This is a genomic window from Pandoraea iniqua (genome assembly GCF_902459685.1).
Classification (GTDB): domain Bacteria; phylum Pseudomonadota; class Gammaproteobacteria; order Burkholderiales; family Burkholderiaceae; genus Pandoraea; species Pandoraea iniqua.
In genome coordinates this window covers 123153-139195 of the sequence record NZ_CABPSF010000001.1, presented here as the reverse complement: position 1 = coordinate 139195, position 16043 = coordinate 123153, and the positions used below count along the sequence as shown (strand labels likewise).

The window sequence follows — 16043 nt, the reverse complement described above, 5'->3', positions numbered from 1 at the left end:
TCCCCGTCGTCACTTCGTGAGGCGGCGCGATGCACCGGCTTTCTCGAACAGGTAGTGACCCACGCCCCATTCGTTACCCTTCGCGTACCCGAACAGCTCGGCGACGGCCATGTAAAACATGCGCCACCGTTGGAGCCAGACACGTGCGTCAGGGCTGTAGCAGGATTCGAGAATCGGAAGAATTCGGTCACGCGCGGCGTCGAGCGATGCCAGCCACTGATTGGCCGTGCGCTCGTAGTGCTGCCCGTTGAGCCACCATTGATGCGTGACACGCAGGTCGTTCTGAAAGCGCAGCAGCAAATTCGCCGACGGCATGGTGCCGCCCGTGAAGAAGTGTCGCGACATCCAGTCGGTGCCGTCTTTGTTCTCGAAGTGATAGGCGAGGTGGCGGTGCGCGAAGATGTGCACGAACAGTTTGCCGTCGTCGTTGAGCCAGCGGGCAATGCGGGCAAGCAACGCGTCGTAGTTCTTCATGTGCTCGAACATTTCGATGGAGATCACGCGGTCAAAACCGGCGGGCACGGTGTGGTCGAATTCGAAATCGACAACGTTGCCGGTCACGATGCGCAGGTTCTTCAAGCCGCGCTGGGCCGCGACGGCTTCGATGTGCTGTCGCTGGCCCGCCGAGTTGGAAAGTCCGACGATGCGCGCATAGGGGTAGCGCGCGGCAAGCCACAGCGAGAGCGATCCCCAGCCGCAGCCGAGATCGAGAATGCGTTGTCCATCTTCGATGCCGGCGCGCTCGGCGTAGCAGGCCAACATGGCGTCTTCCGCTTGGGCGAGCGTTTCGTCTCCGGTCGGATAGAGACAGCACGAGTACTTCATCGCCGGCCCGAGATGCGCGGCGAAGAACGCGCTCGGGACTTCATAATGCTGGACGTTGGCCGCCGTGGTCTCGATCGCGATGGGGCTGGCGCGGAGCTCGGCAACGAGCGCTTCGAGGGCCTGTGCGCTGCGCTCGGCGTCGTCGGCGTGCTCGTCGCGCAGGCGCTGGCGCATCAGGGCGCGCATGGCGGCACGCAAGAGCACGTCGGGTACGAAACCCCGTTCGCACAGGCGGATGAGTCCGGACTCGTCGTGCGCCGTGGCAGGCTTCGACGTGTCGGCAGGCGGCTGCGTGAGGATCGCGGTCATGGGGGCGGACTCCGGCGGACGGGTGGATTGGGCGGCCGTCATGATTGGCGGCCTGACGGGGGTGAGGGAGGTGGCGTGTCTGAGTTGGACTGCATCGATGACTTCGGCGGCCACGGCACAAGGGCGCTGGTGGTGCGCATGTATTCGCCATAGCCCGGCCGTGTTTTGACGAGGCGCGCTTCGAGCATGGGGACGCCAGAGACCTTCAGCAGCAACACCGCCATGAGCAGCGGCGGCAGCAGCGTGAGCCAGCCCCACGGCAAGCCCAGCGACAACGCTGCATAGGCGCACCAGTGCACGCATTCGAAAAAGTAGTTCGGATGGCGCGAATACCGCCACCAGCCAACCCGGCAGACCTGCCCGCGATTGGTCGGGTCGGCCACGAAATGCCGCAGTTGGCGGTCAGCCGATGCTTCACCGATGACGGCAATCAACCAGATGACGATGGCCGCCGCGAGGGCGATCCACGATGGGGTTTCCGACTGAAACGCGGGGATGAAGAACGCGATGGACAACGCCATCGAGATCACCGCCTGCAACTGGAAAAACCAGAACATGTTGCGGTTCGCCGCGTCGCCCCACTGCTCACGAAACTGGCGGTAACGGGGATCTTCCGGCTGGCCGTGGTTTCGCTGCCAAAGGTGGTGGGCGAGTCGCAGCCCCCAAAGGCCACCGGCGACGAGCACGAATATCCGGCTGACGGCGGCGCCTGTGCCAAGGACGGCAGCCAGCACGGCCACCCCGGCCAGCGACGCCGCCCAGACGGGGTCGACCATCCCGGCGTTGTGCGTGCGCAATTGGCGCAGCCACGTCCCCGTAAAGACGGCAATCAGTGCGACGTACGCGAAGGCGGCAGCGAGCAGCATGCGAGCTCCGATGGCGGTATTTCCCCTCTATACGAACGGGGGCCGCCAACGGATGCAGACGTCGGGAGAAATTATCGGGTTGGGTCGCTGATAGAAGAATACTAACGGCAGGCGCTGACGGCCTCAGGTGCTCTGGTGGCGGGGCTTCTGGGGAGGGATCGTCATGGCGGCCACGCCCGCGACGACACATCCCAGCCCGAGCCACGCGGACGTCGACAGCGATTCCCCAAGAAACGCGATGCCGATCGCCACGCCAATCGGCACCCGCAGATAGGCCTGCGCGGTGGTGCCCACGGAACCAAGCGTCTGCACGAGCCGGAAGTAGATGACGAATGCCACCGCGGTCGAAAAGATCGACAACGCGAACAGCGCCATGAGCGATGCCGAAGACGGGTGAAGCGTCCACGGACGGTCGACGACCAGACTCACCGGCACGAGCAGAACCGCACCGACGATGAGGGAGCCGGCCGCCGGTGCCGCCGGAGAGAGCCCTTTGAACGATCGCCCATAGATCGCCGCCGCCGCGTAGCAAACCGTCGCCAGCAGGATCGCCAGTTGCGGGACGATCTGATGGCCGAGCCCGTCGAACGCACTGACACCCACGACGAGGCAGATCCCGGCGAGGCCTGCGATCACGCCCAAGCCCTTGCGAGGGGTGATGGGTTCATGACGGGTGAACAGCCACGTGCCGAGAAACGCGAGGACCGGGGAGGCGGAATTGAGGATGGTCGCGAGGCTGGCGTCCACCGAGCGCTCCGCCCATGCGATGAGCGTGAACGGGACCACGCTGTTGAGCAGCGCCTGCACGAAGAAGCGCCGCCACACGGCCGGATCGCGTGGCATAGCAACGCGATGCATGCGCATCCAGAGCAGCAGCGCGGTGCCTGCGATCAACGTGCGCGCCGCGATGAACGTCACCGGCGGAATGGTGGCGACGCCAATCTTGATGAACGTGTAAGACGCGCCCCAAAGCGTGGATAGCGTCAGCAGCAATGCCATGTCGATGGCGGTGTTCGGTGCGCTCGTGGTGGTTTGCAGTGGCTGCAATTCGGGTGCCTCGGGGATGTCGGGAGTGTCGGGATCGGAATGATCGAATCGATGGGTACGTCGAGGCAATTGTGCGAGCGGCACGAGGCGGGACGTTTTGGCTTCAGGTGAAGTGTGGGGTGCACATCGCGGGTGAAGCCAAAGACCTCGGGCTTTAAAGCGCCAACCCCCGCGCTTCATCCAGCAACCATTTCGCAAACGCCTGCACTGGCGGCTCGCTCAATTCGATCGGGTCCGGCAGCACGAGGCAGAAGGTCTTGGTAATCGCTTTCGCGTCAGGCCACGGCGCGACCAGACGACCTTGCGCAAGCTCCGTTTCGATGTAAAGACGCGGGACCAACGCGACACCCAAGCCGGCGAGCGCTGCTTCAATCAGCATCGAATGAAGATCGAACCGTGCGCCCACCGCCGAATTGGTCAGCAAGATGCCGGTGGCCTGTGCGTAACTCTGCCACGCGTCCGGGTTCTGCCGGCGGTGAAGACGCGGCAGTGCGTCGAGCGACGTGTTCGGCTCGGCTTCGGCAAGAAGCGCTGGGCTACAGACGGGCACCAGCACCTCCTCCAGCAGGGGATGCAGATGCATGCCGGCCCACGCCGGATGGTCAAAATGAATCGCCGCGTCGAAGCCACTTCCCGCGAGAAGGAACGGCTCCATTCGCTCGGCGATATGCACGGTGACGTTCGGATGCTTCCGCTGGAAATGCTTCAGGCGGGGGATCAGCCAGCGGGTAGCGAAGGTCGGACTCGCGGCGATATCGATGCTCGCGCCCTCGATGGGTTGCCCCATCAGATACAGGCTGTCGCGTTCCAACCGATCCAGCGTCTCGCGCACCTGCGCCGCGTATCGCACGCCGTTCGGGGCAAGTCGTACGCGATTTCCAGCACGCTCGAACAGCGCGACGCCCAGAAACGCCTCCAATCGGGCGATCTGACGACTGACGGCGCCTTCGGTCAGCGCTAGTTCATCGGCCGCGCGGGCGAAGCTGCCGTGTCTGGCTGCCGCCTCAAAGGCTTGGAGCGCGGAGTTGCTTGGAATCTTGCGTCGCATGGGGGGCTCGCGGATTGGCCTGCGCGCGATGTCAGCTTGATCAAACATCACTGAAGGCTGACTTTATATCGATGTGAAGGCCGGAAACATCAGATTAGCATTACGTTAATGCAATGAGCATGCGTTTTTTCACCGGCGAATGCTCATCCGTCACTAAGGACAATCTGATGATCTATACCGTGGAATGCAGCTTCGCCGACGCCGAAAGCGAAGCGGAATGGAACGACTTCTATAGTCTCGATAAGCTGCCCGCGCTCATCTCGGTCACGGGCTTTCACACGTCGCAGCGCTTCAAAGCGATCAGCGACGGTTGCCCCGTTTATCTGGCGATCCACACGATTGATGGGCTCGATGTTTTGACGAGCGAGGAATATCGCCGGAAGGGCGGCGGCAATTTCGCCAAGTGGCAGCAACACATCACGGATTGGCATCGGAATCTCTACAGCGATATTGGTCTTGCCCCGGCGGTGAATGACGACGAGATTCTCGCGCTTTGCGCGAATGGGCCTGAGCCGCTGATGCAAATGGGGCTTGAACCGTTGGCCATGCACGCCGTTGCGCTGGAGAAATTTCCGGAACGGCGTTGGCTTGCGGTGTTGTCTCGGAAGGATGTGCCGCGTGTCGAGTCCATCGCGGAAGGCATTCATCTTTACTCGCCGATGACGACGCAACTGACCAGCGCCGCGCCACGCATTCCGGGGAGTGCGCCGGACGCTGCTGCGCCACCGTCCTTGACCCCGAACATTCACACCCGCGATTAGTCGTTCTGGAGCCTCCCTGTGTCCAACCTTCTCTTTCCCAGTCAGCACGTCGGGGAATTCACGATTACCGCCGTCAGCGACGGCTATCTCACCGCCAGCCTCGACTTCCTCTCGAATATCGAAGCGTCGGAAGCCGCCAGAATCCAAAGTGATGCCGGGCAAAAGGCGTCCGACGCGGTGCATATCAACTGTTACGTGGTGCGCGGCGCAGGCCGCACGATTCTCATCGATGGCGGGGCTGGCGGTATCAAGCAATGGGGCGGCCGCCTGAAAACCAACTTGTTGCTCGCCGGCATCGAGCCGTCTTCGATCGACACCATTTTGTTGACGCATGCGCATCCGGATCATGTCGGCGGGCTGGTGAATGCCGATGGGGCGACTGCCTTCCCGAACGCTGAGCTTGTGGTGCATCAACGGGAGATCCGGTTCTGGCAGGACGACGGCAACCTGAGCCGGGCCAGCGAGCGGGCACGCGGTAACTTTCTCATCGCGCGTCAGGTGTTCGACGGCTATCGCGACAGAGTTCGTACGTTCGATGCCGGCGATGTGCTGCCGGGTATCAGCGCGATGCCGCTGCCGGGGCATACGGACGGGCACACCGGTTATCTCATCGAATCCGGGGATCAAGGTGTACTGGTCTGGGGCGACATCGTTCACTTCCCTCATATCCAGATTCAACGGCCGGACGTGACGATTGCCTTCGATCAGGATGCGACGATGGCGGCCGACACACGATCACGGCTTTTGGATAGGGTCAGCGCGGAGGGACTAATGATCGCCGGAATGCATCTGGGCGAACTCGGCTTCGCGCGAATCAAGCGAACAGGCGGGGAGTACGGGCTGTATTACGAGGCGTGAGATTTAAAAAGGAAGGGCCTTGAATATCAAGGCCCTTCTCTTTTGTTGCAACGGCAGTGGTATCGAAACGCGCTATGCGACTTCAGTCGCCGCCCCAGAAGCCGGGGCCTCCGCCCGGTTGCGCGCCCGCGCATCCGGGAATTTCATCTCACGGTACTTCACGAAGCGCGATCCTTTCACCAGCCGGTAGCCCGCCCAGATCACAAGGAACAGCGGAATGCCGATGTACGTCGCGACCACGCCGCCCCAATCGATCTTGTCTTGCAGGAACGCCTGATAATTCTGGCCCAGCGTGATGACCAGACACAGCACGAATGCGAAGATCGGACCGAATGGGAAGAACGGCGACACGTAGGGCAAGTTGGCCAGATCGTGACCTTGCTTGATGTAACCGCGACGGAATCGATAGTGACTGATCGCGATGCCCAGCCACGCGATGAAGCCCGTCATGCCCGAGGTGTTGAGCAGCCAGATATAGACAGCGTTGGGACTGAACACGAAGGTAAAGAAGCACAAGGCCGCGACAGTGGCCGTCGCCAACAGCGCCCACATCGGCACGCCGTTGCTTGAGATTCGGCCGAAGACGCTCGGGGCCTTGCCATCGCGCGCGAGGCTGAAGAGCATGCGCGTCGCGGCGTACATGCCCGAGTTGCCTGCCGACAGGATCGAGGTCAGCACCACCGCATTCATGACCGACGCTGCGCCCAGCAGCCCGGCACGCTCGAAGATCAGGGCGAACGGGCTGACGCTGATGTCGCTCACGTCGTTACGCAGCAGATGCGGATCGGTGTACGGGATCAGCAGGCCGATCACCAGAATTGCCGCCACGTAGAAGAGCAGGATGCGCCAGAACACCTGACGCACAGCGCGCGGCAGGTTGCGTGCGGGGTCTTTGGATTCACCGGCGGCGATGCCGATGAGTTCGGTGCCTTGAAACGAGAAACCAACGACCATCGCCACGCCGATCAGCGCGGCGAAACCACCCGCGAAGGGGGCATCGCCCACGGTCCAGTTGGCGAGGCCACCGGTCTCGCCGCCCCGAATGATGCCGAGCAGCATCATGACGCCCATTGCCACGAAGGCCAGCACAGCAACGACCTTGATCAGCGCGAACCAGAATTCGGCTTCACCGAAACCGCGCGCCGAGAGCGCGTTGAGACCGAAGGTGATCGCGAGGAACAACGCGCTCCAGTAGACGCCCGGTATGTCGGGGAACCAGTACGCCATGACCAGTTGCGCCGCCACCAGATCCACCGCCACGGTGACGGCCCAGTTGTACCAATAATTCCAGCCCAGCGCGAAGCCGAAGCCCTCTTCGACATAGCGCGCGCCGTACGTCGAGAAAGAGCCGGACACCGGCATGGCAGCGGCTAATTCGCCCAGACTGGTCATCAGGAAATAGACCATGATGCCGATCAGCACATAACCGAGCAGCGCACCACCGGGGCCCGCCTGCGCGATGGTGGCGCCGGAGGCCACGAACAAGCCTGTGCCGATCGACCCGCCCACCGCGATCATCGTCAGGTGGCGCGCCGACAACGTTCGTCGCAATTCGCCCGGGGCAGACGCCCCCGCCTTGCCGCCCTCGCGGTGCGGCTCGTGTTCCGATGGTGCCAACGTCGTGTTCCTTTCGTGATGAATGTGAGGGGATTGCTGTAAAGCGGTCGATATGAAGCGGTCCTTATGAAGCGATGGACACGAAGCGATCGATGCCGCCGGATAAAGAAAAGGCCTTGAATGATCAAGGCCTTTTCAATTTCCGTCCCGCTGATGTCTTGGGAGATGCTGCATGGATTGCGAATTCGTCAGACTTCGCCTTATTTCGAATCAAGGACTTACGGGCGAATTTTGTCACACTTTAGCGTCCTCCTGACCGAATTGCGGAGATTCACCGGATTTGTGACGCGAATTCGTTAGCCTCGCGCGGCCGGACTTGCGATCAGGACAAACTGGCGCGCATCGTCACGACCTCGCCGTCACGATACACGACGAGCTTGCAGGTGGCACCGGGCGCCTGCGCCGCGACATAGCGGGCGAGCACGTCCGGCGACGCGATCGCGCGATCGTTGAAGGCGACCACCACGTCGCCCGCCGCCAGACCGGCCGCCTGTGCGGGACTGTCGGCTTCAACCTTGATCACCAACGCGCCACGCGTAGACGGCAGCGCGAGCGCGTCGGCAAGGTCGGGGGTCAGGGTCCGGATCGCGATGCCGAGTCGACCATGCGAGGCAGGCGAAGAAGGCAACGGCAAGGGCGATCGCGCGTCACGCGGTGCCCGGTCCTTGATGCGCATCGCGACGTCGATCGGAATAGCGAACGACAGCCCCTGAAAGCCGCCGGTGCGCGAATAGATCATCGAGTTGATGCCGATGACTTCGCCTTTCAGATTGAACAGCGGGCCGCCCGAGTTGCCGGGGTTCACGGGGACGTCGGTCTGGATGAACTTCACCGGGTTGTCCTCCGACATCGTGCGCGCCTTGTTGCTGATGATGCCCGACGTGACGGTGTTGTCCAGCCCGTAAGGCGAGCCGATGGCGGCGACCCATTCCCCGGTCTTGCTGTCGTCCGGGTTGCCGATCTTCACCACCGGCAGGCCGCGGCCGTCGACCTTGAGCACCGCCACGTCCACCGCCGGGTCGGCGCGGACCACGCGCGCGTCGAAGGTGCGCCCGTCGGTCAGCTTCACCGACACCTGTTCCGCCCCCTTGATCACATGGTTGTTGGTGAAGATGAAACCGTCGCTGCTCACGATGAAGCCCGAGCCGAGGCTGGCCGAGCCTCGCCCGGCCACGGCGTCGATATGGACGACCGCAGGGCCGTAGCGTGACACGATGCTGGCGAAGTTCGGGGCCTGCGGCGCGACGGAATCGCCGGCCGGCGTCGGTGCCGGGGCGGTGGCTGCGGCTACGGCAACGGGCCATACGCCGGCGGCGGCGTCCGAAGGGGCCAATGCCATGCCGGCGACGGTCGTCGTCAGCACGGCGATACCCGCGGCGATGCGGCCGTATCGATGTTTGTCGGTGCTCATGATGCTCAGAAGGACGGGGTGGCGCGAAAAGCCAGCATCCTATGTGACGCACCTTAAGCGAGTCTTAAGCCGTTTTGCTCTGCGCATCGCCGGTTCCGACAGTCGTTACTCCCGCCGTTACTCCCGCCGTTACGCCGTCTGCCGTCCGTCTTCCCACGTCGGGTCTGCCGTGAACTGGACCGTCACGCGGCTGCCGATGTCCTGACGGCTGGCGACGGCCCAGAGGCGTTCGCGCAAAGCATCCTGTGCCCGCACGTCGCGCAAGGGAGAGTCGGCGTCGATCAGGATGCTGATATCGACGAAGTTCAGGCGCCCGGCCTGCGCGACGTGGGTGTGAAAGCGCAACACGCCGCCTTGCCCCCCGATGCTCGTCAGCAGTCCGTGAATGTCGTCCGTCGGGTTGTTCTCCTCCGGCGGCACATGCAGCAACTCACCGAAATTTTTGCGAATCAGCCGCAGGGCTACGCCCACGAACAGCACTGACAGCACCACCGTCACCATGCTGTCGACATAACGCGCCCACACTTCGCGAAAGGCGTCCGGCAGCGCCAGATACACGAGAAAACCGAGCAGCGTCGCGGCACTGAACGTGAGTTTCATCACCCATTTCCAGCTGTCGGCCTTGAGCAACTTGGAGTTGACCTGCGCGCTCGCCCAGCGCTTGTAGCGCACCATGATCAAGCAGACAAGACAGCTGCCGGCGCTGAACCAGACCACCCCCTGCGTGTTGACATAGTGGCCGCCGGTGCGAATCCCTTCCAAGCCGTTGATCACACCGTACACACAGATCAGCAGAATCATGATCCCGGTGATGCCGTTGACCAGCGGCTCGACGAACCAGTCACCGTGTTCGGGGCGGCGGTTCGCCGGTGCGTTGACCCGCGTCGCGGCGAGCAAACCGAGTCCGGCGGTCACCAGATTGAGCAGGTAGATCACGGCCGTCAGCAACAGGGCGTCGGACTGAACGAGCAGCCCGTAGCCGATGTTGGCGACGAAGCCGAAGCACACGACGAAGAGGGAGACCTTCATCGCGCGCTTCTCGATAGCGGCTATCTGCGCTTGCTTCAACGTGGAACGAATGGGCATAGTGCCTCGCGCGTTGGTGCGAAAGGGAGGAAGCAGGGCTGCGTGATTTTTCGTGGCGCTACCTCAGCGTCATGCCCGTCATGGTGACGATGGCGACGCCGGCACACCCCATGACGACGGCAAAAGCGCACCATTCCCGGCGCGAGAACAGCGGCTGCCCGTGCCGATGTCGTGCCCACGCGTAGAGCAGGCTGCCCGGCGCATAGAGCAAGGCGGCCATCAGCATCAGGTCGATGCCGCAGGTATAGAGCAGGAACGCTGTGTACACCGTGGCGCCGATGGCAATGCCGTAGCGCGCCGTTCGCCCGCGTTGCGTATCGGGGTCGGCATCGGATGATTGTCGCGCCACCACCTTCAGTCCGAACAGCGCGACCAGCAGATACGGGATCAACGCCATCGTGCTCGTCATGCGCAGCATCAGCGAGAAGGCGTCGCTGGACCAATACGTGCTGATCACAAACGCCTGCACGACGGCCGATGTGAGCCAGATCGCATTGGCGGGCAACTGCTTCGCGTTCAGGTGCGCGAAGGCCTTCGGCAAGCCACCGGCCAGTGCCGTGGCGTAGACCACTTCGGCGCAGATCAGCGACCACGCGAGGTAGGCCCCCAACACCGACAGGATCAGGGCAGCCGAAATAAACGCCGCCCCCGCCGGACCGGCGACGGCACCCAGCACGGCCGCCATCGACGGTTGCCGCATCCCCGCGATATCGGCCTGTTCAAGCACGCCGAAAGGCAGCAGCGTGACCAGCACGAGCAGGAGCAGCACGAACGCGAAGCCTGCCAGCGTCGCGATGCCGACATCCTTGCGGCTGCGCGCGTGCCGCGAGTAGACGCTGGCACCCTCGATGCCCAGAAAGACGAATACCGTCACCAGCATGGTGGCCGATACCTGTGAGCCCAGCGACGTGTTGCCGGCTTGCCAGTTCGACGCGAATACGTCCGGATCGATCTTGAAAACCAGAATGCCGACGAACGCAAAGATGGGCAGCACTTTGATCACCGTGAGAATCGCGTTGATCAAAGTGGCCTGTCGCACACCGCGCAGCAGCATCCAGTGAAAGCACCATATGCCAACCGACGACACGGCAATGGCCGTGAGCGTATTGCCGTCGCCGAATACGGGAATGAAAGTGCCGAGTGTCGACTTAATCAATACCCAGTAAGAGACATTGCCGAAACAGCCTGCCATCCAATAGCCGAAGGCCGAGATGAATCCCGCGTAATCGCCGAATCCATCGCGCGCGTACGCAAATATTCCGGAGTCCAAATCAGGTCTGATTTCGGCGAGATATTGAATGATGCGCGCCAGCAGATACATGCCGCCGCCGGCGATGCACCAAGACACGATGGCGCCTGCCGGTCCGGTTGCCAATGCGAAATTTCGCGGCAAGGAATAGATGCCCGCGCCGACCATCGAACCCACAACCATCGCCCACAGCGCAGGCAACGACGTCTTGGTTGGATTGGTTGAATTCATGCGCCCTCACCGTGATGCAGTCTCGCTGCTCTTGAGGAAAACTAACTGGCTGTCGCCGTTAAATTTCCTATGCGCAGTAGTTGCAAATGGTCTACTCTGCCTTATGCATCGGATGGGAGACAGACAGAGAATTTCAAGCAGCATACTCGTTGCGACAAAATTTTTGTCTGATCTACTCACCAGCACGATAAGAAAATATTTGCGGATTCCTTACCGTCGGGACAACGTCGTTATTTAATGCTTAACGCGAGTAATTTTAATTACTCCGTGTCCCGATAGATAAGTGCCGCGCGCGGGGGGAAGTTTGGGTCGGCAAGATGCGTGGCTTCATTTTCTCGGGAGAATGGAATGCGTAACGATGCATCGCTAATGCTTCATCCTGTCCTGCGCATGTTCAGACTTTCAGGCGGCCATCACGCGGTGTCCGCCGTCCGTTCCTCACAACTCCCGGGTTCGCCGTCTCCACCGGCAGCGCCCGACGTCGTCGCAGTTCCCCGCGCGATGATCCACCAGACGCGCCAGTAACATCCGCCTTCGGGCCATTCCTGCACACAATCCTGTTCGACGCCACGGACTGCGTTTCCGGCATCGTTCGCGCTTCAACCCGGTGAGGCCACGAATGTCCAATTCGACAGCGAAAATGAGTCGTATTCAACTCACCGCCATGGTGGTGGGCGGTATGGTCGGGGCGGGGATTTTCTCGCTGCCCCGCACGTTTGCCAACGCCACGGGGCCCGTGGGCGCGGTGATAGCGTGGGTGATCGCCGGCATCGGCATGTACACGCTGGCGCGGGTCTTCCAGCATCTGGCGCAGCGAAAACCCGACCTCGATGCCGGTGTGTTCATGTACGCCAAGGAGGCTTTTGGCGACTACCCGGGGTTTCTGTCCGCCTTCGGCTACTGGATCGGCAGCTGTATCGGCAACGTGTCCTACTGGGTGCTGATCAAGTCAACGCTCGGCGCCTTCTTCCCGGTGTTCGGCGACGGCAACACGCTCGTCGCGATTCTCGTGGCATCCGTCGGGATCTGGTTGTTCCACTTCCTGATCCTGCGCGGCGTTAAGCAGGCCGCCTTCATCAACACGGTGGTGACGTTCGCGAAAGTGATTCCGATCATCGTGTTCATCGTGATTCTGGCGTTCGCCTACAAGGCCGACATGTTCAGCCTGAACATCCAGCTGGCGGCGCAGGAGGGCGGCATCGTGCAGCAGGTGCGCGCGACCATGCTCGTGACGGTATTCGTGTTCATCGGTATCGAAGGCGCCAGCGTCTATTCCCGTTATGCCAAGAAGCGCGAGGACGTCGGGTTCGCAACGATTACCGGTTTTTGCGCCGTTACGGCGCTGATGGTGCTGGTGTCGATGCTGCCGTTTGCGGTGCTCCCGCGCACCGATGTGGCCGGCATGCGTCAGCCGTCGATGGCCGCGGTGCTCGAGCAGTTGGTGGGTCCGTGGGGCGGCCTGTTCGTCAGCATCGGTCTGGTGGTGTCGGTGCTGGGCGCCTATCTGGCATGGTCGCTGATCTGCGCGGAAGTGATGTTCGCGGCGGCGAAGAACAAGGACATGCCGGTGCTGTTCGCGAAAGAAAACGCCAACGAGGTGCCGGCCAATGCGCTGTGGATCACGAACATCATCGTGCAACTGCTGGTCGCGAGTACGTATTTCTCGCGCGATGCGTTCACGTTGATGCTGAACCTCACCAGTTCGATGGCCCTGATTCCGTATCTGTTTGTGGCGGCCTATGGCGTGATACTCGCGCGCCGGGGCGAGAGCTATGAAGTTCGCCCGCAGGAACGCAATCGCGATCTCGCCTTCGCGCTGGTCGCAGTCATCTACACGGTATTCATGATCATCGCCGGCGGGCTCTCGTATGTGCTGCTGTCGGCGGTGTTGTACGCGCCGGGAACCGCCCTCTATTTCTGGGCCCGGCGTGAGCGCGGCTTGCCGGTGTTTCAGGGCGCCGTCGACATCGGCATTTTCGCGGTGATCGTTATCGCGGCCGTCGCCGGTGTCGTCGGTCTGGCCACGGGCTATATCGCCGTGTGACCGAATACCTTGCCGTCGCGAAGCGCCGTGCCCGTGCTGCCGCACTTCGCCATTTCTTGCACGAGAGATCAATACGGAGATCGACATGACCAAGTCCCAAGGCGGAGACGCCGGCGTTTCGGTGAAAGACAGTCCGTTCGGCGTGTATTCCGAGGTCGGCCAGTTGCGCAAGGTGATGGTCTGCGCGCCGGGTCTGGCGCATTCGCGGCTGACGCCGAGCAACTGCGACGAACTGCTGTTCGACGACGTGCTGTGGGTGGAGAACGCCAAGCGCGACCACTTCGACTTCATCACCAAGCTGCGCGACAAAGGCGTGGACGTGGTGGAAATGCACAACCTGCTCGCGGAAACGGTGGCGGTGCCCGAGGGCAAGGCGTGGATTCTCGACAATCAGGTGGTGCCGAATCAGGTCGGGCTGGGCTTTATCGACGAACTGCGCAGCTATCTGGAAGGACTGGACAATCGCAAGCTGGCCGAGACGCTGCTCGGCGGCCTCTCGATTCACGACTTCCCCGAGACTCACGGCGGTGCGGCACTGAAGGTGGTGCGCGAAGCCGCCGGCGCCACCGAATACCTGCTGCCGCCGCTGCCCAACACGCTCTACACGCGCGACACGACGTGCTGGATCTACGGCGGCGTGACGCTCAACCCGCTGTATTGGCCGGCGCGTCACGAGGAAACCATTCTCACGACCGCCATCTATCGCTTTCATCCGGACTTCGCCGGCAAGGTGAATGTCTGGTGGGGCGACCCGACGCAGGATCACGGTCTGGCCACGCTCGAAGGGGGCGACGTCATGCCGATCGGCAACAAGACCGTGCTGATCGGGATGAGCGAGCGCACGTCGCGTCAGGCCATCAGCCAACTGGCCAATGAGCTGTTCAAGCGCGGTGCCGCCGAGCGCGTGATCGTCGCGGCGATGCCGAAGATTCGTGCCGCCATGCATCTGGATACCGTGTTCACCTTCGCCGATCGCGACTGCGTGCTGGTCGCGCCCGACTTCATGTCGCAAACGCGTACGTTCTCTTACCGGCCGAGCGACGGGCCCGCCGGGGTGGAGTTGCATGCCGAGCGCAAGCCGTTCGTCGATGTCGTGGCCGAAGCGCTGGGACTCAAGAAGCTGCGCGTCGTGGAAGCGGGCGGCAGTGATTATCAGCGCGAGCGCACCCAGTGGGACAGCGGCGCGAATCTGGTCTGTGCATCGCCCGGTGTGGTGTTCGCATACGACCGAAATACGTACACGAACACCCTGCTGCGCAAGGCCGGCATCGAGGTCGTGACCATCGTCGGGGCCGAGCTTGGCCGAGGACGCGGCGGCGGCCACTGCATGACGTGCCCGATCATCCGCGACGCCGTGGATTTCTGAAGTGACGCCGCCGTTGCGAAACCGGCGGGGGCAGAGGCAGGAGCAAGGACGGGTCCTAAGGCACCTCGTGGCGGCGGCCGTCCTGCTCTGTCCCGCGCTTTGTCTGGCAGCGGTCTCGGTGCTGCGTCCGCCGCGCGAGGCGCGCTCGGACCGGCCGCTGGCCGTGACAATCCTCTATGCGGGCGACACCAACGGCGTCGATGCCGATGTGCCCGAGCAACTGACGATCACGCTGACCAATGGCGAAGCGCTGCCACGCGCCGTGACGCTGCAACGTGCGGCGTCGGCCCCGGCGCACGTGACACTGGCGGCCGGTGCGATGCAGGCCGTCACGTACGAGGCGCCGTGGCCGGAATGGGCGCGCGGGGCGTTGCGTGTCGACGTGCCGGCGATGGACGTCTCGCCCTCGACTGTCGTGCTGACTCGCGTGAAGGGCGGCGGCACGACGGCGGAAACGACTGCCGACGCGTCGGCCGCAGCCGCGGGCTGGGGCAACCTGCCCGCGAGCGCGTCGGGTGATGCCGCGCCTGCCGGAAAGCCGATCGATTTGGCGGCCAGTGGCACGTCGCCGGATGTCCCAAGCTGGTTCGGCGGCCGCCTCAGCATGTACGAGCCGACCTACTTCGCCGATGGTCTTGGGTCGAACAGCGAGAACCTCGCGCGCTTCCAGATCAGCTTGAAGTTCCGCATGATCATGCCGGACGATCCGCGCTCGAAGGGCTTCTTCGACAATCTCTACTTCGCCTATACCCAGACGTCGTTCTGGGCGATGCGCGAAGAATCGGCGCCGTTCCGCGACAACAGCTACAAGCCGTCGATGTTCTATTACGTGGAAGATACCGGCTGGAAATCCAGCTGGTTCAGCCGGCTGGGCTTCGCGGGCGGATACGAGCACGAGTCGAACGGCCGCGACGGGCCCGAATCGCGCGGCATCGACATCATGTTCGTCAAACCGATCCTCGACTTCGGCAATCTCGACGGCTACCACCTGACCGTGGCGCCGAAGATCTACTGGTATGAACACAAGGCCGAAGAAAACCGCGATATCGCCGACTATCGCGGCTATGTCGACCTGTTGCTCAAGTACGGCAGCACCGACGGGTGGCAACTTGCGGCCACGCTGCGCAAAGGGATGAAGGCCGGCAAGGGCAGCATCGACACGCAACTCACCTATCCGCTGGCCAAGCTGATCAACAACGCGTGGGGCGGCTATCTCTGGGTCGGATACTTCAACGGTTACGGCGAAGACATCCTCGACTACAACAAGCATCGGTGGATGGCGCGTATCGGCTTTGCCGTGTCGCGTTGAGACGGCTGACGCCGGA

At 62.7% G+C, this 16043-nt stretch carries 13 protein-coding genes; 5 read left to right on the top strand and 8 right to left on the bottom strand.

The window, feature by feature from the left end; all coding sequences use genetic code 11:
* Positions 1-9: 9 nt before the first annotated feature.
* The 4 genes from PIN31009_RS00540 to PIN31009_RS00525 all read right to left on the bottom strand — a co-directional run bounded on the left by PIN31009_RS00540 (position 10) and on the right by PIN31009_RS00525 (position 4095).
* The gene (locus PIN31009_RS00540; protein ID WP_150788962.1) at positions 10-1134 is read right to left on the bottom strand and encodes an SAM-dependent methyltransferase; all 1125 of its coding nucleotides are present in this window, start codon (positions 1132-1134) and stop codon (positions 10-12) included.
* Positions 1135-1172: 38 nt separating this feature from the next.
* Positions 1173-2000 (bottom strand): DUF1295 domain-containing protein, encoded by an 828-nt coding sequence (locus tag PIN31009_RS00535; RefSeq protein ID WP_150788961.1) that lies wholly within the window; start codon positions 1998-2000, stop codon positions 1173-1175.
* Positions 2001-2123: 123 nt separating this feature from the next.
* Complete coding sequence (locus tag PIN31009_RS00530; protein ID WP_150789592.1) at positions 2124-2999, bottom strand: DMT family transporter; 876 nt, start codon at positions 2997-2999, stop codon at positions 2124-2126.
* A 202-nt stretch (positions 3000-3201) separates the two neighbouring features.
* Entirely contained in the window at positions 3202-4095 is an 894-nt protein-coding gene (locus PIN31009_RS00525) for a LysR substrate-binding domain-containing protein (RefSeq protein WP_150788960.1), read from the bottom strand.
* A 167-nt stretch (positions 4096-4262) separates the two neighbouring features.
* Here PIN31009_RS00525 and PIN31009_RS00520 point away from each other — a divergent pair, with 167 nt between their 5' ends.
* Both PIN31009_RS00520 and PIN31009_RS00515 read left to right on the top strand, forming a co-directional pair.
* Positions 4263-4856, top strand: coding sequence for a sugar ABC transporter (locus tag PIN31009_RS00520; protein ID WP_217426761.1), 594 nt, complete (start codon positions 4263-4265; stop codon positions 4854-4856).
* A gap of 18 nt (positions 4857-4874) precedes the next feature.
* Entirely contained in the window at positions 4875-5714 is an 840-nt protein-coding gene (locus PIN31009_RS00515) for an MBL fold metallo-hydrolase (RefSeq protein ID WP_150788959.1), read from the top strand.
* 72 nt (positions 5715-5786) lie between these two features.
* On the opposite strand, the gene PIN31009_RS00510 is transcribed toward PIN31009_RS00515, so the two are convergent.
* The 4 genes from PIN31009_RS00510 to PIN31009_RS00495 all read right to left on the bottom strand — a co-directional run bounded on the left by PIN31009_RS00510 (position 5787) and on the right by PIN31009_RS00495 (position 11308).
* A complete protein-coding gene (locus PIN31009_RS00510) occupies positions 5787-7331 on the bottom strand; it encodes an amino acid permease (protein ID WP_174996856.1) in 1545 nt (514 codons plus the stop codon).
* 322 nt (positions 7332-7653) lie between these two features.
* Complete coding sequence (locus PIN31009_RS00505; protein WP_246185460.1) at positions 7654-8742, bottom strand: S1C family serine protease; 1089 nt, start codon at positions 8740-8742, stop codon at positions 7654-7656.
* A 129-nt stretch (positions 8743-8871) separates the two neighbouring features.
* Positions 8872-9828 (bottom strand): cation diffusion facilitator family transporter, encoded by a 957-nt coding sequence (locus PIN31009_RS00500; protein WP_150682611.1) that lies wholly within the window; start codon positions 9826-9828, stop codon positions 8872-8874.
* 58 nt (positions 9829-9886) lie between these two features.
* Positions 9887-11308, bottom strand: a complete 1422-nt coding sequence (locus PIN31009_RS00495; RefSeq protein ID WP_150788958.1) for a basic amino acid/polyamine antiporter — start codon at positions 11306-11308, stop codon at positions 9887-9889.
* 640 nt (positions 11309-11948) lie between these two features.
* Here PIN31009_RS00495 and PIN31009_RS00490 point away from each other — a divergent pair.
* From PIN31009_RS00490 to PIN31009_RS00480, 3 genes are all read left to right on the top strand, one after another.
* On the top strand, positions 11949-13352 hold the full coding sequence (locus tag PIN31009_RS00490) for a basic amino acid/polyamine antiporter (protein ID WP_425495448.1): 1404 nt from the start codon (positions 11949-11951) through the stop codon (positions 13350-13352).
* A gap of 85 nt (positions 13353-13437) precedes the next feature.
* Positions 13438-14718: an arginine deiminase gene (gene arcA, locus PIN31009_RS00485; RefSeq protein ID WP_150788957.1), complete on the top strand. Its 1281-nt coding sequence runs from the start codon at positions 13438-13440 to the stop codon at positions 14716-14718.
* A 67-nt stretch (positions 14719-14785) separates the two neighbouring features.
* Positions 14786-16027: a phospholipase A gene (locus PIN31009_RS00480; RefSeq protein ID WP_150788956.1), complete on the top strand. Its 1242-nt coding sequence runs from the start codon at positions 14786-14788 to the stop codon at positions 16025-16027.
* Positions 16028-16043: the final 16 nt, after the last annotated feature.